This is a genomic window from Crossiella sp. S99.2 (assembly GCF_023094165.1).
In the GTDB taxonomy this organism is placed as follows: domain Bacteria; phylum Actinomycetota; class Actinomycetes; order Mycobacteriales; family Pseudonocardiaceae; genus Crossiella.
The window spans coordinates 510,669-524,884 of the sequence record NZ_JALMDK010000002.1 but is presented as its reverse complement, the minus strand read 5'-3'; the positions used below and the strand labels follow the sequence as shown (position 1 = coordinate 524,884).

The window sequence follows — 14,216 nt, the reverse complement described above, 5'->3', positions numbered from 1 at the left end:
CAGCTCATACCGTCCCCGCGATGTCCACTGTGGACCGTCCATCGGCCAGCTCCCTGAGCTGACCGCGCACGCCGAAGACCCCGGCGAGCAGGTCGGCGGTGAGCACCTCGACCGGCGGCCCGGCGGTGACCACCTTGCCCTCGTCGAGCACCACCAGGCGATCGCAGTGCTCCACTGCCAGCCGCAGGTCGTGCAGGGTGAGCAGCACGGACAGGCCCTCGGTGGCGCGGGCGCGCAGCAGTTCCAGCACGGCGAGCTGGTGCCGCAGGTCGAGGTGGTTGGTCGGCTCGTCCAGCACCAGGATCCGGGGCTGCTGGGCGAGCGCGCGAGCAATGGAGACCCGCTGCCGCTCGCCGCCGGAGAGGGTGCGGACATCGCGGTCCCGCAAGGCTTCCAGGTCGGCCAGGGTGATCGCCTCGCCGACCGCGGCGTGGTCCTGCGCCCGCAGCGACTCCAGCCAGCCGCGGTGACAGGTGCGGCCCTGGGTGATCACCTCGGAGACGGTCAGCGCGGCCGCGTGCTCAGGTTCCTGGGTGGTCGCGGCCAGTGTCCTGGCCAGCTCCCGCCGGCCGAACCCGGTCACCGGCCGCTCGTCCACCAGCACCGTGCCCCCGGCCGGGGCCAGTGCCCGGTACAGCGTGCGCAGCAGTGAGGTCTTGCCGGAACCGTTGGGCCCCACCAGTCCCAGCACCTCGCCCGCACGCAGTTCGAGGTCGACGCCGTCCACCACGATCCGGCCGCCCAGGGCCACCCGCACGCCTTCGGTGCGCACGCTCATGCCGCCCTCCCCCGCCGCCGGTACAGCATCACCAGGAACACCACCCCGCCCACCGAGGAGGTGACCGCGCCGACCGGGATCTCCAGCGGCGCGATCACCACCCTGGCCAGCAGGTCCGCCGCGACCAGGAACACCCCGCCGAGCAGCGCGGCCACCGGCAGCAGCCGTCGGGCGTCCGCGCCGACCAGGAACGCGGCCGCCTGCGGGATGATCAGCCCGACGAAGGCGATGCCACCGGCCACCGTGACCGAGGTCCCGGCCAGCAGCGCGACCCCGATCAGGGCCAGCAACCGCAGCTTCTTCGGATTCACGCCGAGCGCGGCCGCCCCGTCATCGCCGGCGGAGAGCAGGTTGAGCCAGCGCCCGACCGCCATGCCGGCGGCCAGCGCCAGCACGAGCACCACTCCGGGCACGACCATGCTCTCCCAGCGGGCATCGCCGAGTCCGCCGCTGAGCCAGAACAGCACCTGCTTGGCCTGATCGCCCTTGGCCGCCAGGAAGATCACCATCAGGATGCCGGCGCCGAAGATCTGCGCCACGCCGAGTCCGCCGAGCACCAGCGCGGTCACCGAACCGAACCGCCCGGCCACCGTGAGCACCAGCAGCAACGCCACCAGCGCACCCAGGAAGGCCGCGAGCGGCACGGTGGCCGCGCCGAGCACCCCGGCGCCGATGCCCAGCACCAGCACCACGGCCACGAAGAACCCGGCCCCGGAGTTGACGCCCAGCAGGTACGGGTCCGCGAGGGGGTTGCGGGTGACCACCTGGGCCACCGCCCCGGCCAGCGCGAGCGCCGCGCCGACCAGCACCGCCAGCACCACCCTGGGCAGCCGGGACTCGCGGATGATCGCCGCCCGCACCGGCGTCCAGTCGGCCTCGACCAGCCCGGGTGCGGCCCAGTGCAGCAGGATCCGCCACACCTGGCCGACCGGCACCGCCACCGACCCGAAGGACAGGGCCAGGCTGGCGGCGCCGAGCAGCGCCAGGAAACCGAGCAGCAGGGTCAGGCCGAGGGGAACCCTGGTCACTTGGCCAGGTCCGGGTGCAGCCCGGCGGTGAGCGTGCGCAGCGCCGCGGGCAGCCGGATGCCTTCGATCAGGTCGGGCAGGGTGAGCGTGACGAACCGCTTGTTCCGCACCGCCGGAGTGCCCTTGGCCAGCGGATGACCTTCCAGGAAGCGGCGTTTGGCGTCCACGCCGCCGTTGTCGCCGAGGTAGTCCACCAGCACGATCACCTCGGGCGCGCGGTCGCCGACCTGTTCCCAGCTCGCGTCGCCGAAGACCTTGGGCACGTCGGCGAAGATGTTGCGGCCGCCTGCCCGCTTGGCCAGGTCGTTGCCCAGCCCACGCCCGCCGACGGTGAACGGGGCCTGCTCGCCGCTGTCGTAGAAGAACACCGGCACCGCCGGCTTGTTCGCGGCGGCGACCTTGGCGGTCACCTCGTCCACGGCCCTGGTGGTCTCCCCGATCAGCCTGCCGGCCTGCTCGGTCGCGCCGAGCAGCCGGCCGAGCACGCCCAGGTCATCGGTGTAGGTGCCGATGGCCGCGGTGGCGTCCGGGCAGTTCTCCGAGAGCAGGAAGGTGCGGATCCCCTTGGCCTCCAGGGCGTCCCGGCCGCGGCCGTCCTTCTCGGCGAAGGCGCTGGCGTAGCCGCCGACCACCAGGTCCGGCTCGGTGCCGAGCAGTTGCTCCAGGGTCGGGTACTTCTGCGAGATGGTCTTGACCTTGGCGTAGTCGGTGGCGATGGCCGCGGGCACGTCCGGGGTGTCCGGGTAGGCGGTGCCCACGATCCGGTCGGTCACCCCCAGCGCCACCAGCACCTCGGTGGCGTGCTGGTTCATGCTCAGGATCCGCTTGGGCTGACCGTCGAACTTCTGCGTCCGGCCGCAGTTGACGATCTCCTGCGCGGCCGCGGCAGGGGTTTGCGGAGCGGCCGCTGGGCTCCCACACGCCGAGAACGAGAGCGTGAGCACGCACACAGCGGCGAGCAACGACTTCTTCATGGACACCTTCCGCGAGCCTCGACGGAGATCGGTGATCGCACCCTCGGCAGGTACTCGGGCTCACCGCGTGAAGCGGCCCACCGTTGCGGGTCAGCGCCGGATTTCGACCGGCTTCCCCTGCCTGAGGGCGAACATTCGGACTTCTGACGCTGATGCTCACCCGGCAGGACAAGCCAGGTCAAACTGCCGACCCCAACTCGTGACCATGGCTTGTTGCAAGTAACTTGTAGTTGCACAGCACTCTCATGAACTGACTGCCATTCACATGGGGAGGCTCTTGATGGGCGCCTACGTCCTGCCCGATCTGGACTACGACTACTCCGCGCTCGCGCCGGCGATCAGCGGCGAGATCAACGAGCTGCACCACAGCAAGCACCACGCGGCCTACGTCAAGGGCACCAACGACACCCTGGACAAGATCGCCGAAGCCCGGGACAAGGGCGACTTCGGCTCGATCGTCGGCCTGGAGCACACCCTGGCCTTCAACCTGGCCGGACACGCCATGCACGTGGTGTGGTGGAAGATCCTCTCGCCCAACGGCGGGGACAAGCCCACCGGCGAACTCGCCGCCGCGATCGATGAGGAGTTCGGCTCCTTCGACAAGCTGCGCGCCCAGCTCAACGCCGTCTCCACCACCATCCAGGGCTCCGGCTGGGGCGTGCTGGCCTGGGACCCGATCGGCCGGCGGCTGATCACCCAGCAGCTCAAGGACCACCACTCCAACCTCTCGATCGCCACCACCCCCCTGGTGGTCTTCGATGTGTGGGAGCACGCGTACTACCTGCAGTACCGCAACGTGAAGGCCGACTACATCAACGCCCTGTGGAACATCGTGGACTGGGCCGAGGTCGGCAAGCGCTTCGAGGACGCCCGCGCGGGCAAGAACGGCCTGCTGCTGCCCTGATCGCAGCACCCAGAACTTCGGCGGTGGATGCTCCGACAAGTTGACGTCGCCGAAAGAGTGAGGCCCCGGACTCCTTGCGGAGCCGGGGCCTCACTCTGTTCCCGAACTGACTGCCGCTCCCACCACGAAGCGGACAAGACTTAGGTTAGGCTTACTTCACTCGGTCGTCAAGCCCCGGCGACGCCCTCGAAAGCGTGACCATCGGCCGACCGGCCAGCGCATGCCGCCGCGACCTGCGAGAACGGCTCCGCACACGATTGCGGCCAGCAGGGACACGATCCCGCCCACCAGCAGCGGCGCCTGGCCCCCGAACTCCTGCGCGACCCACCCCATCACCGGACTGCCCAGCGGGGTGCCACCCAGGAAGACCAGCATGTACAGGCCCATCACCCGGCCGCGCATGTCCGGCCGGACGGCCAGCTGGACGGTCGAGTTGGCCGTGGTTGTGAACGTCATCACGGCGATGCCGGTGGGGATCAGCATCAGCCCCAGCGCGGTGAAGGTGGGCATCAGCCCGACCACGATCTCCAGGATCCCGAACACGATCGCGCCGCCGATCATCACCCGCAGCCGCGGCTTGCCCTTGGTGCTGCGCCGGGCGGCCAGCAGCGCGCCCAGGAAGGTGCCGGCCGCCAGCAGGGTGGAGAGCAGGCCGTAGCCGTCGGCGTCGCGCTGGAAGACGTTGCGCGCCACCACCGCCAGGGTGGTGCTGAAGTTGAGGCCGAAGGTGCTGACGAAGAACACCAGCACCATCAGCACGACCAGGTCCTTGCGGCCGCGCACGTAGCGCAGGCCCTCGCGCAGCTGGCCCTTGGCCCTGGGCACCGGCGGGCTGCGGTGCAGCTGGGCCGGGTTCATCAGGAACAGGCCGAGGATCACCGTGACGAAGGTGGCCGCGTTGAGCAGGAACACCCAGCCGGTGCCGATCAAGGTGATCAGCACGCCGGCGATGGCCGGGCCGGTGATCCGGGCCAGGTTGAAGTTCATCGAGTTCAGCGCGACCGCGTTGGTCACCTGGTCCTTGCCGACCATCTCCACCACGAAGGACTGCCGCACCGGCGTCTCCACCGCGGTGAAACAGCCCAGCGCCAGGCAGAGCGCGTAGACGTGCCAGAGCTGCGCGGCGCCGGTGACCACCAGCAGGCCCAGTGCCAGCGCGCACAGGCCCATCGCGGTCTGCAGGCCGATCAGCAGCTTGCGCTTGTCCATCCGGTCGGCCAGCACGCCTGCCCACAGCGAGAACACCAGGGTGGGCGCGAACTGCAGGGCGGCGGCGATGCCGAGGGCGACCGCGCTGCCGTGCGAGAGATCCAGGACCAGCCAGTCCTGGGCGACCCGCTGCATCCAGACGCCGATCAGCGAGACGCTCGCGCCTGCGACGAAGTAGCGGTAGTTGCGGGTGCGCAGCGAGGCGAACATGCCCTTGCGCCGTACCGGAGATGGACTGCTACGCGGGGATGGGGAGTCGTTGGGTGAACGGTCTAACTGTTCCGGCTCACGTTCCGCGTAGGTCGTCACTCGTTACTGCCCCGCCATCCTGTCTATGATCTCGGCGGCACGGGCCAGCACTTCCCGGTCCGAGTCGTCGAGTTCGGCCAACTGCTTGTCCAGCCAGCGTTCCCGCGCCTGCACATCGGCCCGGATGAACGCCCGCCCCTGCTCGCTGATCTCCACGATCGCCTGCCTGCCGTCCGTGGGATGCGGCCGCCGGGTGGCGAAGCGGTGGTCCTCCAGCGCGGCGATGACCCTCGTCATCGAGGGCGGCTGCACGCCTTCCTTGGCCGCCAGCTCACCCGGGGTCAGCGGTCCGCACTTGAACAGGCAGGACAGCGCCGAGAGCTGGGTCAGCGTGACCGTGGAATCGGTGCGCTGGGCGCGAAGCCTGCGGTTGAGCCGCACGACGGACAGCCGCAACCGGCTGGCGAGGGTGGGCTCTGTCTCAAACTCCGACACATCCTTAGCATACCTCACGACTTTCACCCCGGCTGCCCTGTTTGTCCTACGACACAAGGCTCCCGGTTGCGGCCATTCGGCTCTACCCAGAACGGCAATCGCATCGTCAACTGAAGGACGGGCGGCAGGCCCGTCGGGGGGAACTCACGCCCAATCCCACTCCGTAACGGAAGGTGTGTTTGGCGTGCGCAGAGTCCTGCCTGGGCTGGTGCTGTCCCTACTACTCACCGGGACGGCCGTGGCCGCCCCACCGCACGAGCACGCCGCGCACGACCACGGCTCGCACAACCATGGCCAGCCACCGGGGGCCAGCCCGGACCGGGAAACCCCGGAGTACCTCTACCAGCAGGAACGCAAGATCCTCGGCGAGCAGCACGCGCGCGAGCACCTGGAGGCACGCAAGCGTGCACTGCGAGAGGGGCGCAAGGCCGATCCGCACGCCAGGTTCGACGCGCCGGGTGAGACCCCGCCGCCGCCCGGTCCGGCGCACGAGGTGGGCCGGTTCGAGACCAGCGGGATCGCCCAGCCCTCGCCGGACTACGGCGTGCACGTGGCGGTGCTGCCCACCGGCAAGGTGCTCAGCTTCAGCTTCGACGAGGTGACCAAGAACCCCCAGGAAGAGACCAGCCCGACCTACACCGTCGGCGTGCGCAACCGCGGCCGCGCGCACCTCTGGGACCCCAGCGCGGGCACCGGGGCGAACGCGTGGAAATCGGTGCCGCCACCGGTGATCGACATGCCGGACGGCACCGGGCAGGCCCGGCCCGCGCCGCTGTTCTGCACCGGGATGGTGTTCCTGCCCAACGGGAACCTGGCCGTCTTCGGCGGCAACCTGGCCAAGAACGGCCAGCTGTCCGGGGCCCGGCTGGTGTTCACCTTCGACCCGTGGACCGAGACCTGGCACCGGCAGCAGGACCTCTCCGTCGGCCGCTGGTACCCGACCTCCTTCCTCACCCCGGACGGCCGGGTCGGCACCGTCTCCGGCGAGGACGAGAACGGCTGGCTCACCGCGAAAACCGAGCTGTTCCCGGCCCGGAACACCCCGATTCCCGGTGTCACCCAACGGAATCAGACGAACCTGCCCAGCGAGACCGCGCCCATGCAGGTCTTCGCCTGGGACTACCCGCACGCCTTCACCATGGCCGACGGCTCCACCTACCTGCTCGGCCGCGGCGCTGACCAGCAGCACCGGATCAACACCACCTCCTGGTCGATCCAGCGGCTGGCGGACCGGCCGGACGGGGTGATCCGGCGCTACGGCCCGGCGGTGGCGCTGCCCGGCGGTCCGCAGGGCCCGACCCAGGCGCTGCTGGCCGGCGGTCTCACCGGTGATCCCAAAGCGCTGCGGCTGGACTCGGCCACCGGACAGTGGATCACCGACAGCACCCGGGCGTTCAGCCGCAACAACGACAACCTGGTGCTGCTGCCCGACGGCGGCGTGCTCTCGGTCAACGGCGAGACCGGCGGCGCGCTGCGCGACTACGGCGCCGGATACAAGGTGGCCGAAGGCGATCAGCGATACCGGCAGGTGGAGCTGTACGACCCGGCGACCAAGAACTGGCGGCTGGGCCCGTCCTCGGCGATGCTGCGCGGCTACCACTCCAACGCGGTGCTGCTGGCCGACGGCCGGGTGCTGGTCACCGGGGACGAGTTCCAGCAGCTGACCCGCGATCCGGACAAGAACGACAACCTGCTGGGCTCGATCGAGGTCTACCAGCCGCCGAACCTCTTCCGCGGCCCGCGGCCCTCGATCACGCACGCGCCAGAGGTGTTGTCCTACGGGCAGTCCTTCACCGTGGACTACCAGGGCGAGGCCCCGGCCACCCGCGCGGTGCTGGTCGCCCCGAGCGCCTCCACGCACTCGCTCAACACCACCCAGCGGCACGTGGAGCTGACGGTTGAGTCCACAGTGGACGGTCGGATGACGCTGCGTGCCCCGGCCGACGCGACCGCCGCGTTGCCCGGTTACCACATGCTTTTCCTGCTCACCGCCACCGGCGCGCCCAGTGTGTCAGTGCCGGTCCGGTTCGACCCGCGGGCCCCGCGCCGGGCCACCTTCACCGAGGCGCCGGTCACCACCGACCAGCCCGGCGAGCGGTGCATTGACGCGGCGGGCGCCCGCAACACCCCGGGCACCAAGGTGCAGATCTGGGACTGCAACGGCAGCAACGCCCAGCGGATCAGCCTGCGCGCCGACGGCAGGCTGGCGGTGGCCAGTGGCGGCTGCCTGGACTACGGCGACGACCAGCCCGCCGCGGGCCGGGTGGTCACCATCCAGGACTGCGGCGGCGACGGCCAGGTCTTCACCTATGACACCGCCAAACGCGCCCTGCTGGCGCCGAACAACCTGGTCCTGGACGTCTTCGGCAACCGCAGCGACGGCGGTGCCGAACTGGGCCTGTGGCACCCGCTGGGCAACCCCAACCAGACCTGGACCCCGGCCGGTGGCCCGCGCCCGGACAACTCGCTGCTGCACACCGACCTCACCGGCGCCCGCTGCCTGGACGCCGCGGGCGGTTCGTCAGCGCCCGGCACCAAGATCCAGCTCTACGACTGCAACGGCAGCCCGGCCCAGCGTTTCACCCACCGCCTGGACGGCCGGATGGCGATCGGCAGCGGCGGCTGCCTGGACCACGGCCCGGACAACCCGCCCGCCCCGCAACTGGTGACCGTGCAGCCCTGCGGCGGCGACGGCCAGGTCTGGACCTACAACCCGGCGACCAGGGTGCTGCGCGCGGGCAGCAACGGGCTGGCGGTGGACGTGGGCAACTTCAACCCGAACAACGGCGCGGACATCGTCGTCTACCACGTCCACCGCGGGCTGAACCAGTTCTGGGGCATCGGCTGACCCGTCGACTTGGCCCACTGGTACGCCCAGTTGGGCCAAACCGGCGTACGACTTGGGCCAACTGGGCGGGTGGGGGCTTAGACGAACAGCGCGCGCAGGGGGCCGATGCCGAAGTAGAGCAGGAAGGCCGCCGCCACCACCCACATCAGCGGGTGGATGGTGCGGGCCTTGCCGGTGGCCACCTTGAGCGCGACGTAGCTGACGAAGCCGGCGCCGATGCCGTTGGCGATGGAGTAGGTGAACGGCATGACCACGATGGTCAGGAAGGCGGGCAGGGCGATGGTGAAGTCGGTGAAGTCGATGTCGGTGATCTGGGTCATCATCAGCGCGCCGACGATCACCAGCGCCGGGGCCGCCGCCTCCACCGGCACCACCTGGTAGAGCGGGGTGAAGAACATGGCGGCCAGGAACAGCAGGCCGGTGACCACGTTGGCCAGGCCGGTGCGGGCGCCCTCGGCGATGCCGGCCGCGGACTCCAGGTAGACGGTGTTGGAGGAGCTGGAGGCGACGCCGCCGGCCACCGCGGCCACGCCGTCGACGAAGAGGGCCTTGCTGGTGTTGGGCAGCTGGCCGTTCTTGTCCACCAGACCGGCTTCCTTGCCCAGGCCGGTCATGGTGCCGATGGTGTCGAAGAAGTCGGTCAGCACCAGGGTGAAGACCAGCATCGCGGCAGCCAGCGCGGGCAGCCGGGTCCAGGCGCCGAAGGAGACCTCGCCGACCAGGGACAGGTCGGGCAGGCTGAAGAAGCTCTCCGGCAGCGCGGGGTAACCCAGGTTCCAGCCGCGCGGGTTGACGCCCTTGGACGGGCCCGCGTTGACCAGGGCCTCGATCACGATGGCCAGCACGGTGCTGCCCAGCACGCCGATCAGGATCGCGCCGCGGACCTTGCGCGCCACCAGGATCCCGGTGAGCACCAGGCCGACCACGAACACCAGGGTGGGCCAGGAGGCGATCGAGCCGCCAATGCCAAGGCCGACCGGCACGGTGGTGCCCGCGGCGTCCGGGATGCGGCGCACAAAGCCCGCGTCGACCAGGCCGATCAGGCAGATGAACAGGCCGATGCCGACCGCGATGGCCGCCTTCAGCGGTGGTGGCACCGAGTTGAACACCGCGGTGCGGAACCCGGTGACCACCAGCAGCAGCACCACCAGGCCGTTGACCACGATCAGGCCCATCGCCTCCGGCCAGGTGACCTGCGGCGCGATGGTGACCGCGACCAGGCTGTTGATGCCGAGGCCGGTGGCGATGGCGAACGGGTAGTTCGCGATCAGGCCGAACAGGATGGTCATCACCCCGGCGACCAGCGCGGTGACCGCGGCCACCTGTGGCACCGGCAGGATCTCGCCGAGCACGTCCTTCTTGGCCGCGGCGTCCTGGGCCGAGAAACTGCCCAGGATCAGCGGGTTCAGCACCACGATGTAGGCCATGGTCACGAAGGTGACCAGGCCGCCGCGGACCTCCCGGCTGACCGAGGAACCGCGCTCGGAGATCTTGAAGAACCGGTCCAGACCGGACGGCACCCACGTCTTGGCCATCGCGGCTCCTCCCTGCTGCCACTGGCGATCGTTTCGGCAGGTAGCCTGCCTGACGTGGCCGAGAGAAGCGAACCCAGCCCGGTTACGAACAGGCAAACCCCACCGCCGCCCCCGGCGTTGCCGCGCGGTCTGACCGACGCGGTGCCCGCGGTCTCGGTCGGCACCGGGATCTTCTTCGCCGCGTTCGTGGTGCTGCTGCTGGTCCGCGGCACCGAGTCGGTGTGGACCTGGACCTGCCTGGTGGGCGGGTTGCTCGGGTTCACCGGGCTGGCCGTGATCGCCTGGCAGCGGGCCGCGGCCCGGCGCGGCTCCCGCACGGCGCAGACCGGGGTCTAGGGCGTCGCCACCCCGGTGGGCGGCGACGCCGTCGGCTCAGCGCAACAGGGTCGGCGCGGTCGGATCGGCGAGCAGGGCGGCCAGCAGGTGCCGGTCCTCCCAGCGGTCCAGGGTCCAGGCCAGCGCGCGGGCCAGGCCCTGCGGTTCCTCGGTGGTGTGCAGGTCGCCGTCCGGGTCCAGCCACCAGGGCACGGTGTGCCGGACCTCGTCGAGGAGCACCACCAGTTCGGCGTGCACGTGCAGGTCGCCGTCGGGGTAGTCCAGGCCGAGCAGGTCACAGGACTCGACCACGCCGTCCAGTTCCGCCCACGGCTGCACCCGGCCGCTGCTGACCACCTCGTCGCCGTCGGAGGTCGGCAGGTCCAGCAGATCGGCCAGCGGGGATGCCTCGCCGCCGGCGACCACCTCGGCCGGGTCCAGCACGGCCAGCCACCACGGGCCGTCCAGCACCAGCGCCCGCTCGGTGGCCACCACGGTCCCGGCCAGGGATCGGACCGCGGCGGGCGGGTCCACCTCGGCCGGATCGACCCGGCCCGCGCTGACCGCGTCGGCGAGGGCCTCGTGCGCACGCAGCACCACGCCCTCGCGCACCAGGCGGTCCGGGTCGGCCAGCCGGGCCAGCACGTCGATGGCATCGTCCACATCGGACACTTCCACCGAATCGCGGACGCCGAGCAGTGCCAGCAGCTCGTCGCTGAGGCCCTCGGCCGGCACCACCTCGTACAGGCCGTTCAGCTCGTCCACGTCGGCCCGCCGCCAGTCCCGCGGCGGACGGCCGCCGATCAGCGCGAACCGGGACAGCCACCACGCGGTGTGCCCGTCCCGCAGCCGGAGTGCCTGCCAGGCAAGGGGATCCGCGGCGAGCAGTCGCAGCGCCTCCGGCCAGTGCTCCTCGGCGACCAGGTCAAGGTCGCCCACCGCGATGATCTGCCGCGGGCCTTCACCGGCCGGGTGCGCGGCGGCGAGTTCGTCCCACCACTCCTGCTCGTCCGGCAGGTCGTGCTCGGGCCCGGTCGGGTTCTCATCAACGATGATCGGGAACGAGTCGAGCACGCCGATCGCGGTGAGCAGGTTGGGCGCCCAGCGCTCGGCGACATCGGCCGCGATCACGCCCAGCGGGCTGTCCTGCGCCAGCACCGCGCGCAGCGGCGAACCCGGCAACAGCAACTCGTCCGCGCGGCGCGGGTCGCCGTGCTCGTCCGGCAGGGCCAGCGCGGACAGCCAGGGCACCTCGCCCCGGCGCAGTCCGGCCAGGTCCACCAGTCGCAGCACCACCTCGGTCAGTGCGGTGGTGTCCAGTCCGGCTTCCAGGTCCTCGACACTGCGTTCCACCGCGGGCCGCAGCTCGTCCAGGAGTTCGGCCGCGCCCACCTGCCGGGCGCCCAGGCGTTCCAGCAGCCGGTGCGCCGCGTCCGGGTGCACCACCCGCAGGCCGATGTCCACTGTGGACATAGCGGTGAGAATGTCCGCGGCCACCTCGGGCAGCAGCACCCCGCGCGGTCCGGTCACGGTGCGACCGTCCACCAGCGGCACCGGCAGCGCGCCGAGTTCCTCGCGGGCGGTGGAGTCGACCTCGGCCACCGGTGCGAGCGCGGTGTAGAGCCGGTGCCACCACTCGGGCGCGCGGTCCACCCCGGCCACGGTGGCGACCACCTCGGGCAGCCGGATCCGCCGCACGCCGACGGCCTGCAACGCGCGCAGGTGCCCGGCCTCGGCCAGTTCGGCGGGGAGCAACCCGCCCAGGGACGGGCCGAGCAACTCGACCAGTTCCGGCGCTGCCACGTCCAGCAGGCAGGCCTGGCGCGGGGACAGCACGGTGTCCTCCTCCGCCCCGACCAGCCATTCGGCGTTGCTCAGCGCGGTGAGCACCAGCTCCCGCAGCTTCTCGTCGACCTCGGAGAGCGGGAACTCCGGCAGTGGCACCAGCGCGGTCCGGCTGGTCGGCGGCAGTGCCAGCAGCAGTTGCGGGTAACACGCGGCAGCGGCCCGCAGCACCGCGTCCGCGGCCGGACTCGGCGCCAGCCGCCGCCGGGAGGGCTCGATCGGCAGCCCGGCGAACAACCGCGCGGGCAGTGAGAGCCGCTCGTCGGTGGGGGTCGGCGCGTAGAGCACGTCGGACCCGGCCGGTCGCGGCTGACCGGACTCGTCCAGCCGGACCGCCCAGCACACCGTCCACCCGGTCCGCCGCCGCGCCTCCACACCCAGGCCGAGCAGGGCCTCCTCGCCGAGCTGCCCGGATTCCCGGTGCAGCGCCCAGCGTTTCGGACCGTCGGGGGTGTGCAGCTCAGTGGTGCCGTCGGGGTGGTCGGTGCGGGTCCAGACCTGGTCGGCGACCTCGATCCGGCTCAGTCCGGGCAGTGCGAGCAGCAGGTCCTCGGCCTGACCGGCCAGCTGGTCCAGTAACACCTGACCGTCCACATCGGACAGTGGCAGGCACACCTCGGTGTCGAAACCGGGCGGCAGCGGCGCGGGCTCGACGGGCCAGGGCAGCCGCAGCACCGGCACCGCGTTGTCCCGGTCGGCGAGTTCGGCGGCCAGCTCGGGCAGCGCCTGGACCGCGGTCAGCGTGTCCGCGGCGGAGAACCGCACGCCACCGGCTGCCGAGCGCACGCTCGGCTCGGTGCTGACCGCCAGCACCGCGGCGAACCCGACGCCGAACTGCCCGACGCCACCGGAGCGCTTGGCCGAGGCCCGCAGCGAGGCGAGCGCGGCCACGCCCTCGGCATCCAGGGGGGCGCCGGTGTTGGCCACCCGGAGTTCGCCGTCGGCCACGGTGGCGCGCAGGATGCCGCCCGCGCCCGCGGCGTCGGCGGCGTTCTGCGCGAGTTCGACGAAGAGCCGGTCCCGGTAACCGCCGTAGCGCAGGTCGTCCTCGGCGTTGGCGTCCTCGCGGAACCGGGTCGGTGAGGAGGCCCAGGCGGCCAGGGTCGCCTGGCGCAGCTCGTCGGCGCGGAAGAGTTCGTTCACTCCCGTGCTTCGTTCGCGGCGGCGTCGGTCTCGGTCTCGGCAGCCTCGGCGGCGGGGGCCTCGGCCTCAGCGGCGGGCTCGGGGGCCGGCGCGGTCAGCACGGTGTGCTCGACGTCGAGCATCGAGTCGTCGTAGACCACCTCGGCCACCGGCACCAGCGGGGTGGTGTCCACTTCGGCCTCGGAGTGCGCGCCACAGCCGTACTCGGCGTGCACCACCCGGCCGTCGGCGGGCGCGTACTCGTTCCCGCACACCCCGAAGGCCGCCCGCAGTGCCCCGGCCAGCGGCAGGAAGAACCCGCAGCCCGCGCAGGAGCCCGGCGCGCTGCGCGCCATGTCGCTGCCAGGGCCGAAGTCGCCGCCGGTCCAGCGCTCGGCCGCCTCGGCGCGTCCCTCCCAGGACAGCACCCGCATCCGGCCGAGGCCGATCTCCTTGGCGACCTCCTCCACCGCGGAGTCGTCGCTGGCCAGGAAGCCGGGCACCAGGCGGGGGTCGTCCGGGGAGGTGGGCAGCAGGTCGCCGACGCCCAGGTCGCCCGCCTTGACCCGCTGGTTCCACGGCACCCAGTCCGGGGCGACCAGGGCCTGCGGGCCGGGCAGCAGCACGACCTCGCTGACCGTGACCGGCTCCTCGCCGCCTGCCTGGGAGACGGTGACCGCCCAGCGCCAGCCGCTGTAGCCGGGGTGCGCGGCCTCGAAGAAGTGGGTGACCGCAGCCGGGTCCTCGACCGAGATGCCGACGTGCCCGCCGACCTCCTCGCCCTCGGCAGCCTCCTCGGCCGCGGCCTGCGCCAGCGGAACCGCGTTCACCAGAGCGGTGCTCTCCGGCGTGCCGTCGATCGAGTCGGTCCGGTGCTCGGCTGGAGTGGAGGTTGGGGTCACATAGCAGATTGT

At 71.6% G+C, this 14,216-nt stretch carries 11 protein-coding genes and 1 riboswitch; of the genes, 3 read left to right on the top strand and 8 right to left on the bottom strand.

Going from position 1 to position 14,216, the window contains the following annotated elements; all coding sequences use genetic code 11:
• Positions 1 to 4 precede the first annotated feature (4 nt).
• Genes MZC64_RS08965 through MZC64_RS08955 form a run of 3 tightly spaced genes read right to left on the bottom strand, consistent with a single transcriptional unit; the run spans position 5 to position 2,780 of the window.
• Positions 5 to 778: an ABC transporter ATP-binding protein gene (locus MZC64_RS08965; RefSeq protein WP_247761562.1), complete on the bottom strand. Its 774-nt coding sequence runs from the start codon at positions 776 to 778 to the stop codon at positions 5 to 7.
• Positions 775 to 1,806 carry an iron ABC transporter permease gene (locus MZC64_RS08960; protein ID WP_247761561.1) on the bottom strand — a complete coding sequence of 344 codons (1,032 nt, stop codon included), beginning with the start codon at positions 1,804 to 1,806 and terminating at the stop codon, positions 775 to 777. The genes MZC64_RS08965 and MZC64_RS08960 overlap by 4 nt, the downstream gene beginning before the upstream one ends.
• Positions 1,803 to 2,780: an ABC transporter substrate-binding protein gene (locus tag MZC64_RS08955; protein ID WP_247761560.1), complete on the bottom strand. Its 978-nt coding sequence runs from the start codon at positions 2,778 to 2,780 to the stop codon at positions 1,803 to 1,805. Before MZC64_RS08955 ends, MZC64_RS08960 begins: the two co-directional genes overlap by 4 nt.
• 27 nt (positions 2,781 to 2,807) lie before the next feature.
• A riboswitch (cobalamin riboswitch) is annotated at positions 2,808 to 2,931 on the bottom strand.
• A 129-nt stretch (positions 2,932 to 3,060) separates the two neighbouring features.
• On the opposite strand from MZC64_RS08955, the gene MZC64_RS08950 reads away from it, so the two are divergent.
• On the top strand, positions 3,061 to 3,684 hold the full coding sequence (locus tag MZC64_RS08950; RefSeq protein ID WP_247761559.1) for a superoxide dismutase: 624 nt from the start codon (positions 3,061 to 3,063) through the stop codon (positions 3,682 to 3,684).
• 156 nt (positions 3,685 to 3,840) lie between these two features.
• On the opposite strand, the gene MZC64_RS08945 is transcribed toward MZC64_RS08950, so the two are convergent.
• The gene (locus tag MZC64_RS08945; protein WP_308300981.1) at positions 3,841 to 5,103 is read right to left on the bottom strand and encodes an MFS transporter; all 1,263 of its coding nucleotides are present in this window, start codon (positions 5,101 to 5,103) and stop codon (positions 3,841 to 3,843) included.
• A 102-nt stretch (positions 5,104 to 5,205) separates the two neighbouring features.
• Positions 5,206 to 5,637, bottom strand: a complete 432-nt coding sequence (locus MZC64_RS08940) for a MarR family transcriptional regulator (RefSeq protein WP_247761558.1) — start codon at positions 5,635 to 5,637, stop codon at positions 5,206 to 5,208.
• Between the two features lie 184 nt (positions 5,638 to 5,821).
• On the opposite strand from MZC64_RS08940, the gene MZC64_RS08935 reads away from it, so the two are divergent.
• The gene (locus MZC64_RS08935) at positions 5,822 to 8,485 is read left to right on the top strand and encodes a ricin-type beta-trefoil lectin domain protein (RefSeq protein ID WP_247761557.1); all 2,664 of its coding nucleotides are present in this window, start codon (positions 5,822 to 5,824) and stop codon (positions 8,483 to 8,485) included.
• Between the two features lie 77 nt (positions 8,486 to 8,562).
• Here the strand turns inward: MZC64_RS08935 and MZC64_RS08930 are convergent, their stop codons facing one another.
• Positions 8,563 to 10,020, bottom strand: coding sequence for an NCS2 family permease (locus MZC64_RS08930; protein ID WP_247761556.1), 1,458 nt, complete (start codon positions 10,018 to 10,020; stop codon positions 8,563 to 8,565).
• Positions 10,021 to 10,074: 54 nt separating this feature from the next.
• Between MZC64_RS08930 and MZC64_RS08925 the strand changes: the two genes are divergently transcribed.
• A complete protein-coding gene (locus MZC64_RS08925; RefSeq protein ID WP_185001463.1) occupies positions 10,075 to 10,356 on the top strand; it encodes a DUF2530 domain-containing protein in 282 nt (93 codons plus the stop codon).
• Between the two features lie 36 nt (positions 10,357 to 10,392).
• Here MZC64_RS08925 and MZC64_RS08920 read toward each other — a convergent pair whose 3' ends face one another.
• Together MZC64_RS08920 and MZC64_RS08915 are read right to left on the bottom strand one after the other, a co-directional pair.
• A complete protein-coding gene (locus MZC64_RS08920) occupies positions 10,393 to 13,323 on the bottom strand; it encodes a sacsin N-terminal ATP-binding-like domain-containing protein (RefSeq protein WP_247761555.1) in 2,931 nt (976 codons plus the stop codon).
• Positions 13,320 to 14,204, bottom strand: a complete 885-nt coding sequence (locus MZC64_RS08915; protein WP_247761554.1) for a DUF3027 domain-containing protein — start codon at positions 14,202 to 14,204, stop codon at positions 13,320 to 13,322. Before MZC64_RS08915 ends, MZC64_RS08920 begins: the two co-directional genes overlap by 4 nt.
• Positions 14,205 to 14,216 lie beyond the last annotated feature (12 nt).

Bases quoted from the DNA above. Each gene is read 5' to 3' on its own strand.
- MZC64_RS08965 (WP_247761562.1), bottom strand. From the start codon at position 778: ATGAGCGTGCGCACCGAAGGCGTGCGGGTGGCCCTGGGCGGCCGGATC.
- MZC64_RS08955 (WP_247761560.1), bottom strand. From the start codon at position 2,780: ATGAAGAAGTCGTTGCTCGCCGCTGTGTGCGTGCTCACGCTCTCGTTC.
- MZC64_RS08950 (WP_247761559.1), top strand. From the start codon at position 3,061: ATGGGCGCCTACGTCCTGCCCGATCTGGACTACGACTACTCCGCGCTC.
- MZC64_RS08945 (WP_308300981.1), bottom strand. From the start codon at position 5,103: ATGTTCGCCTCGCTGCGCACCCGCAACTACCGCTACTTCGTCGCAGGC.
- MZC64_RS08930 (WP_247761556.1), bottom strand. From the start codon at position 10,020: ATGGCCAAGACGTGGGTGCCGTCCGGTCTGGACCGGTTCTTCAAGATC.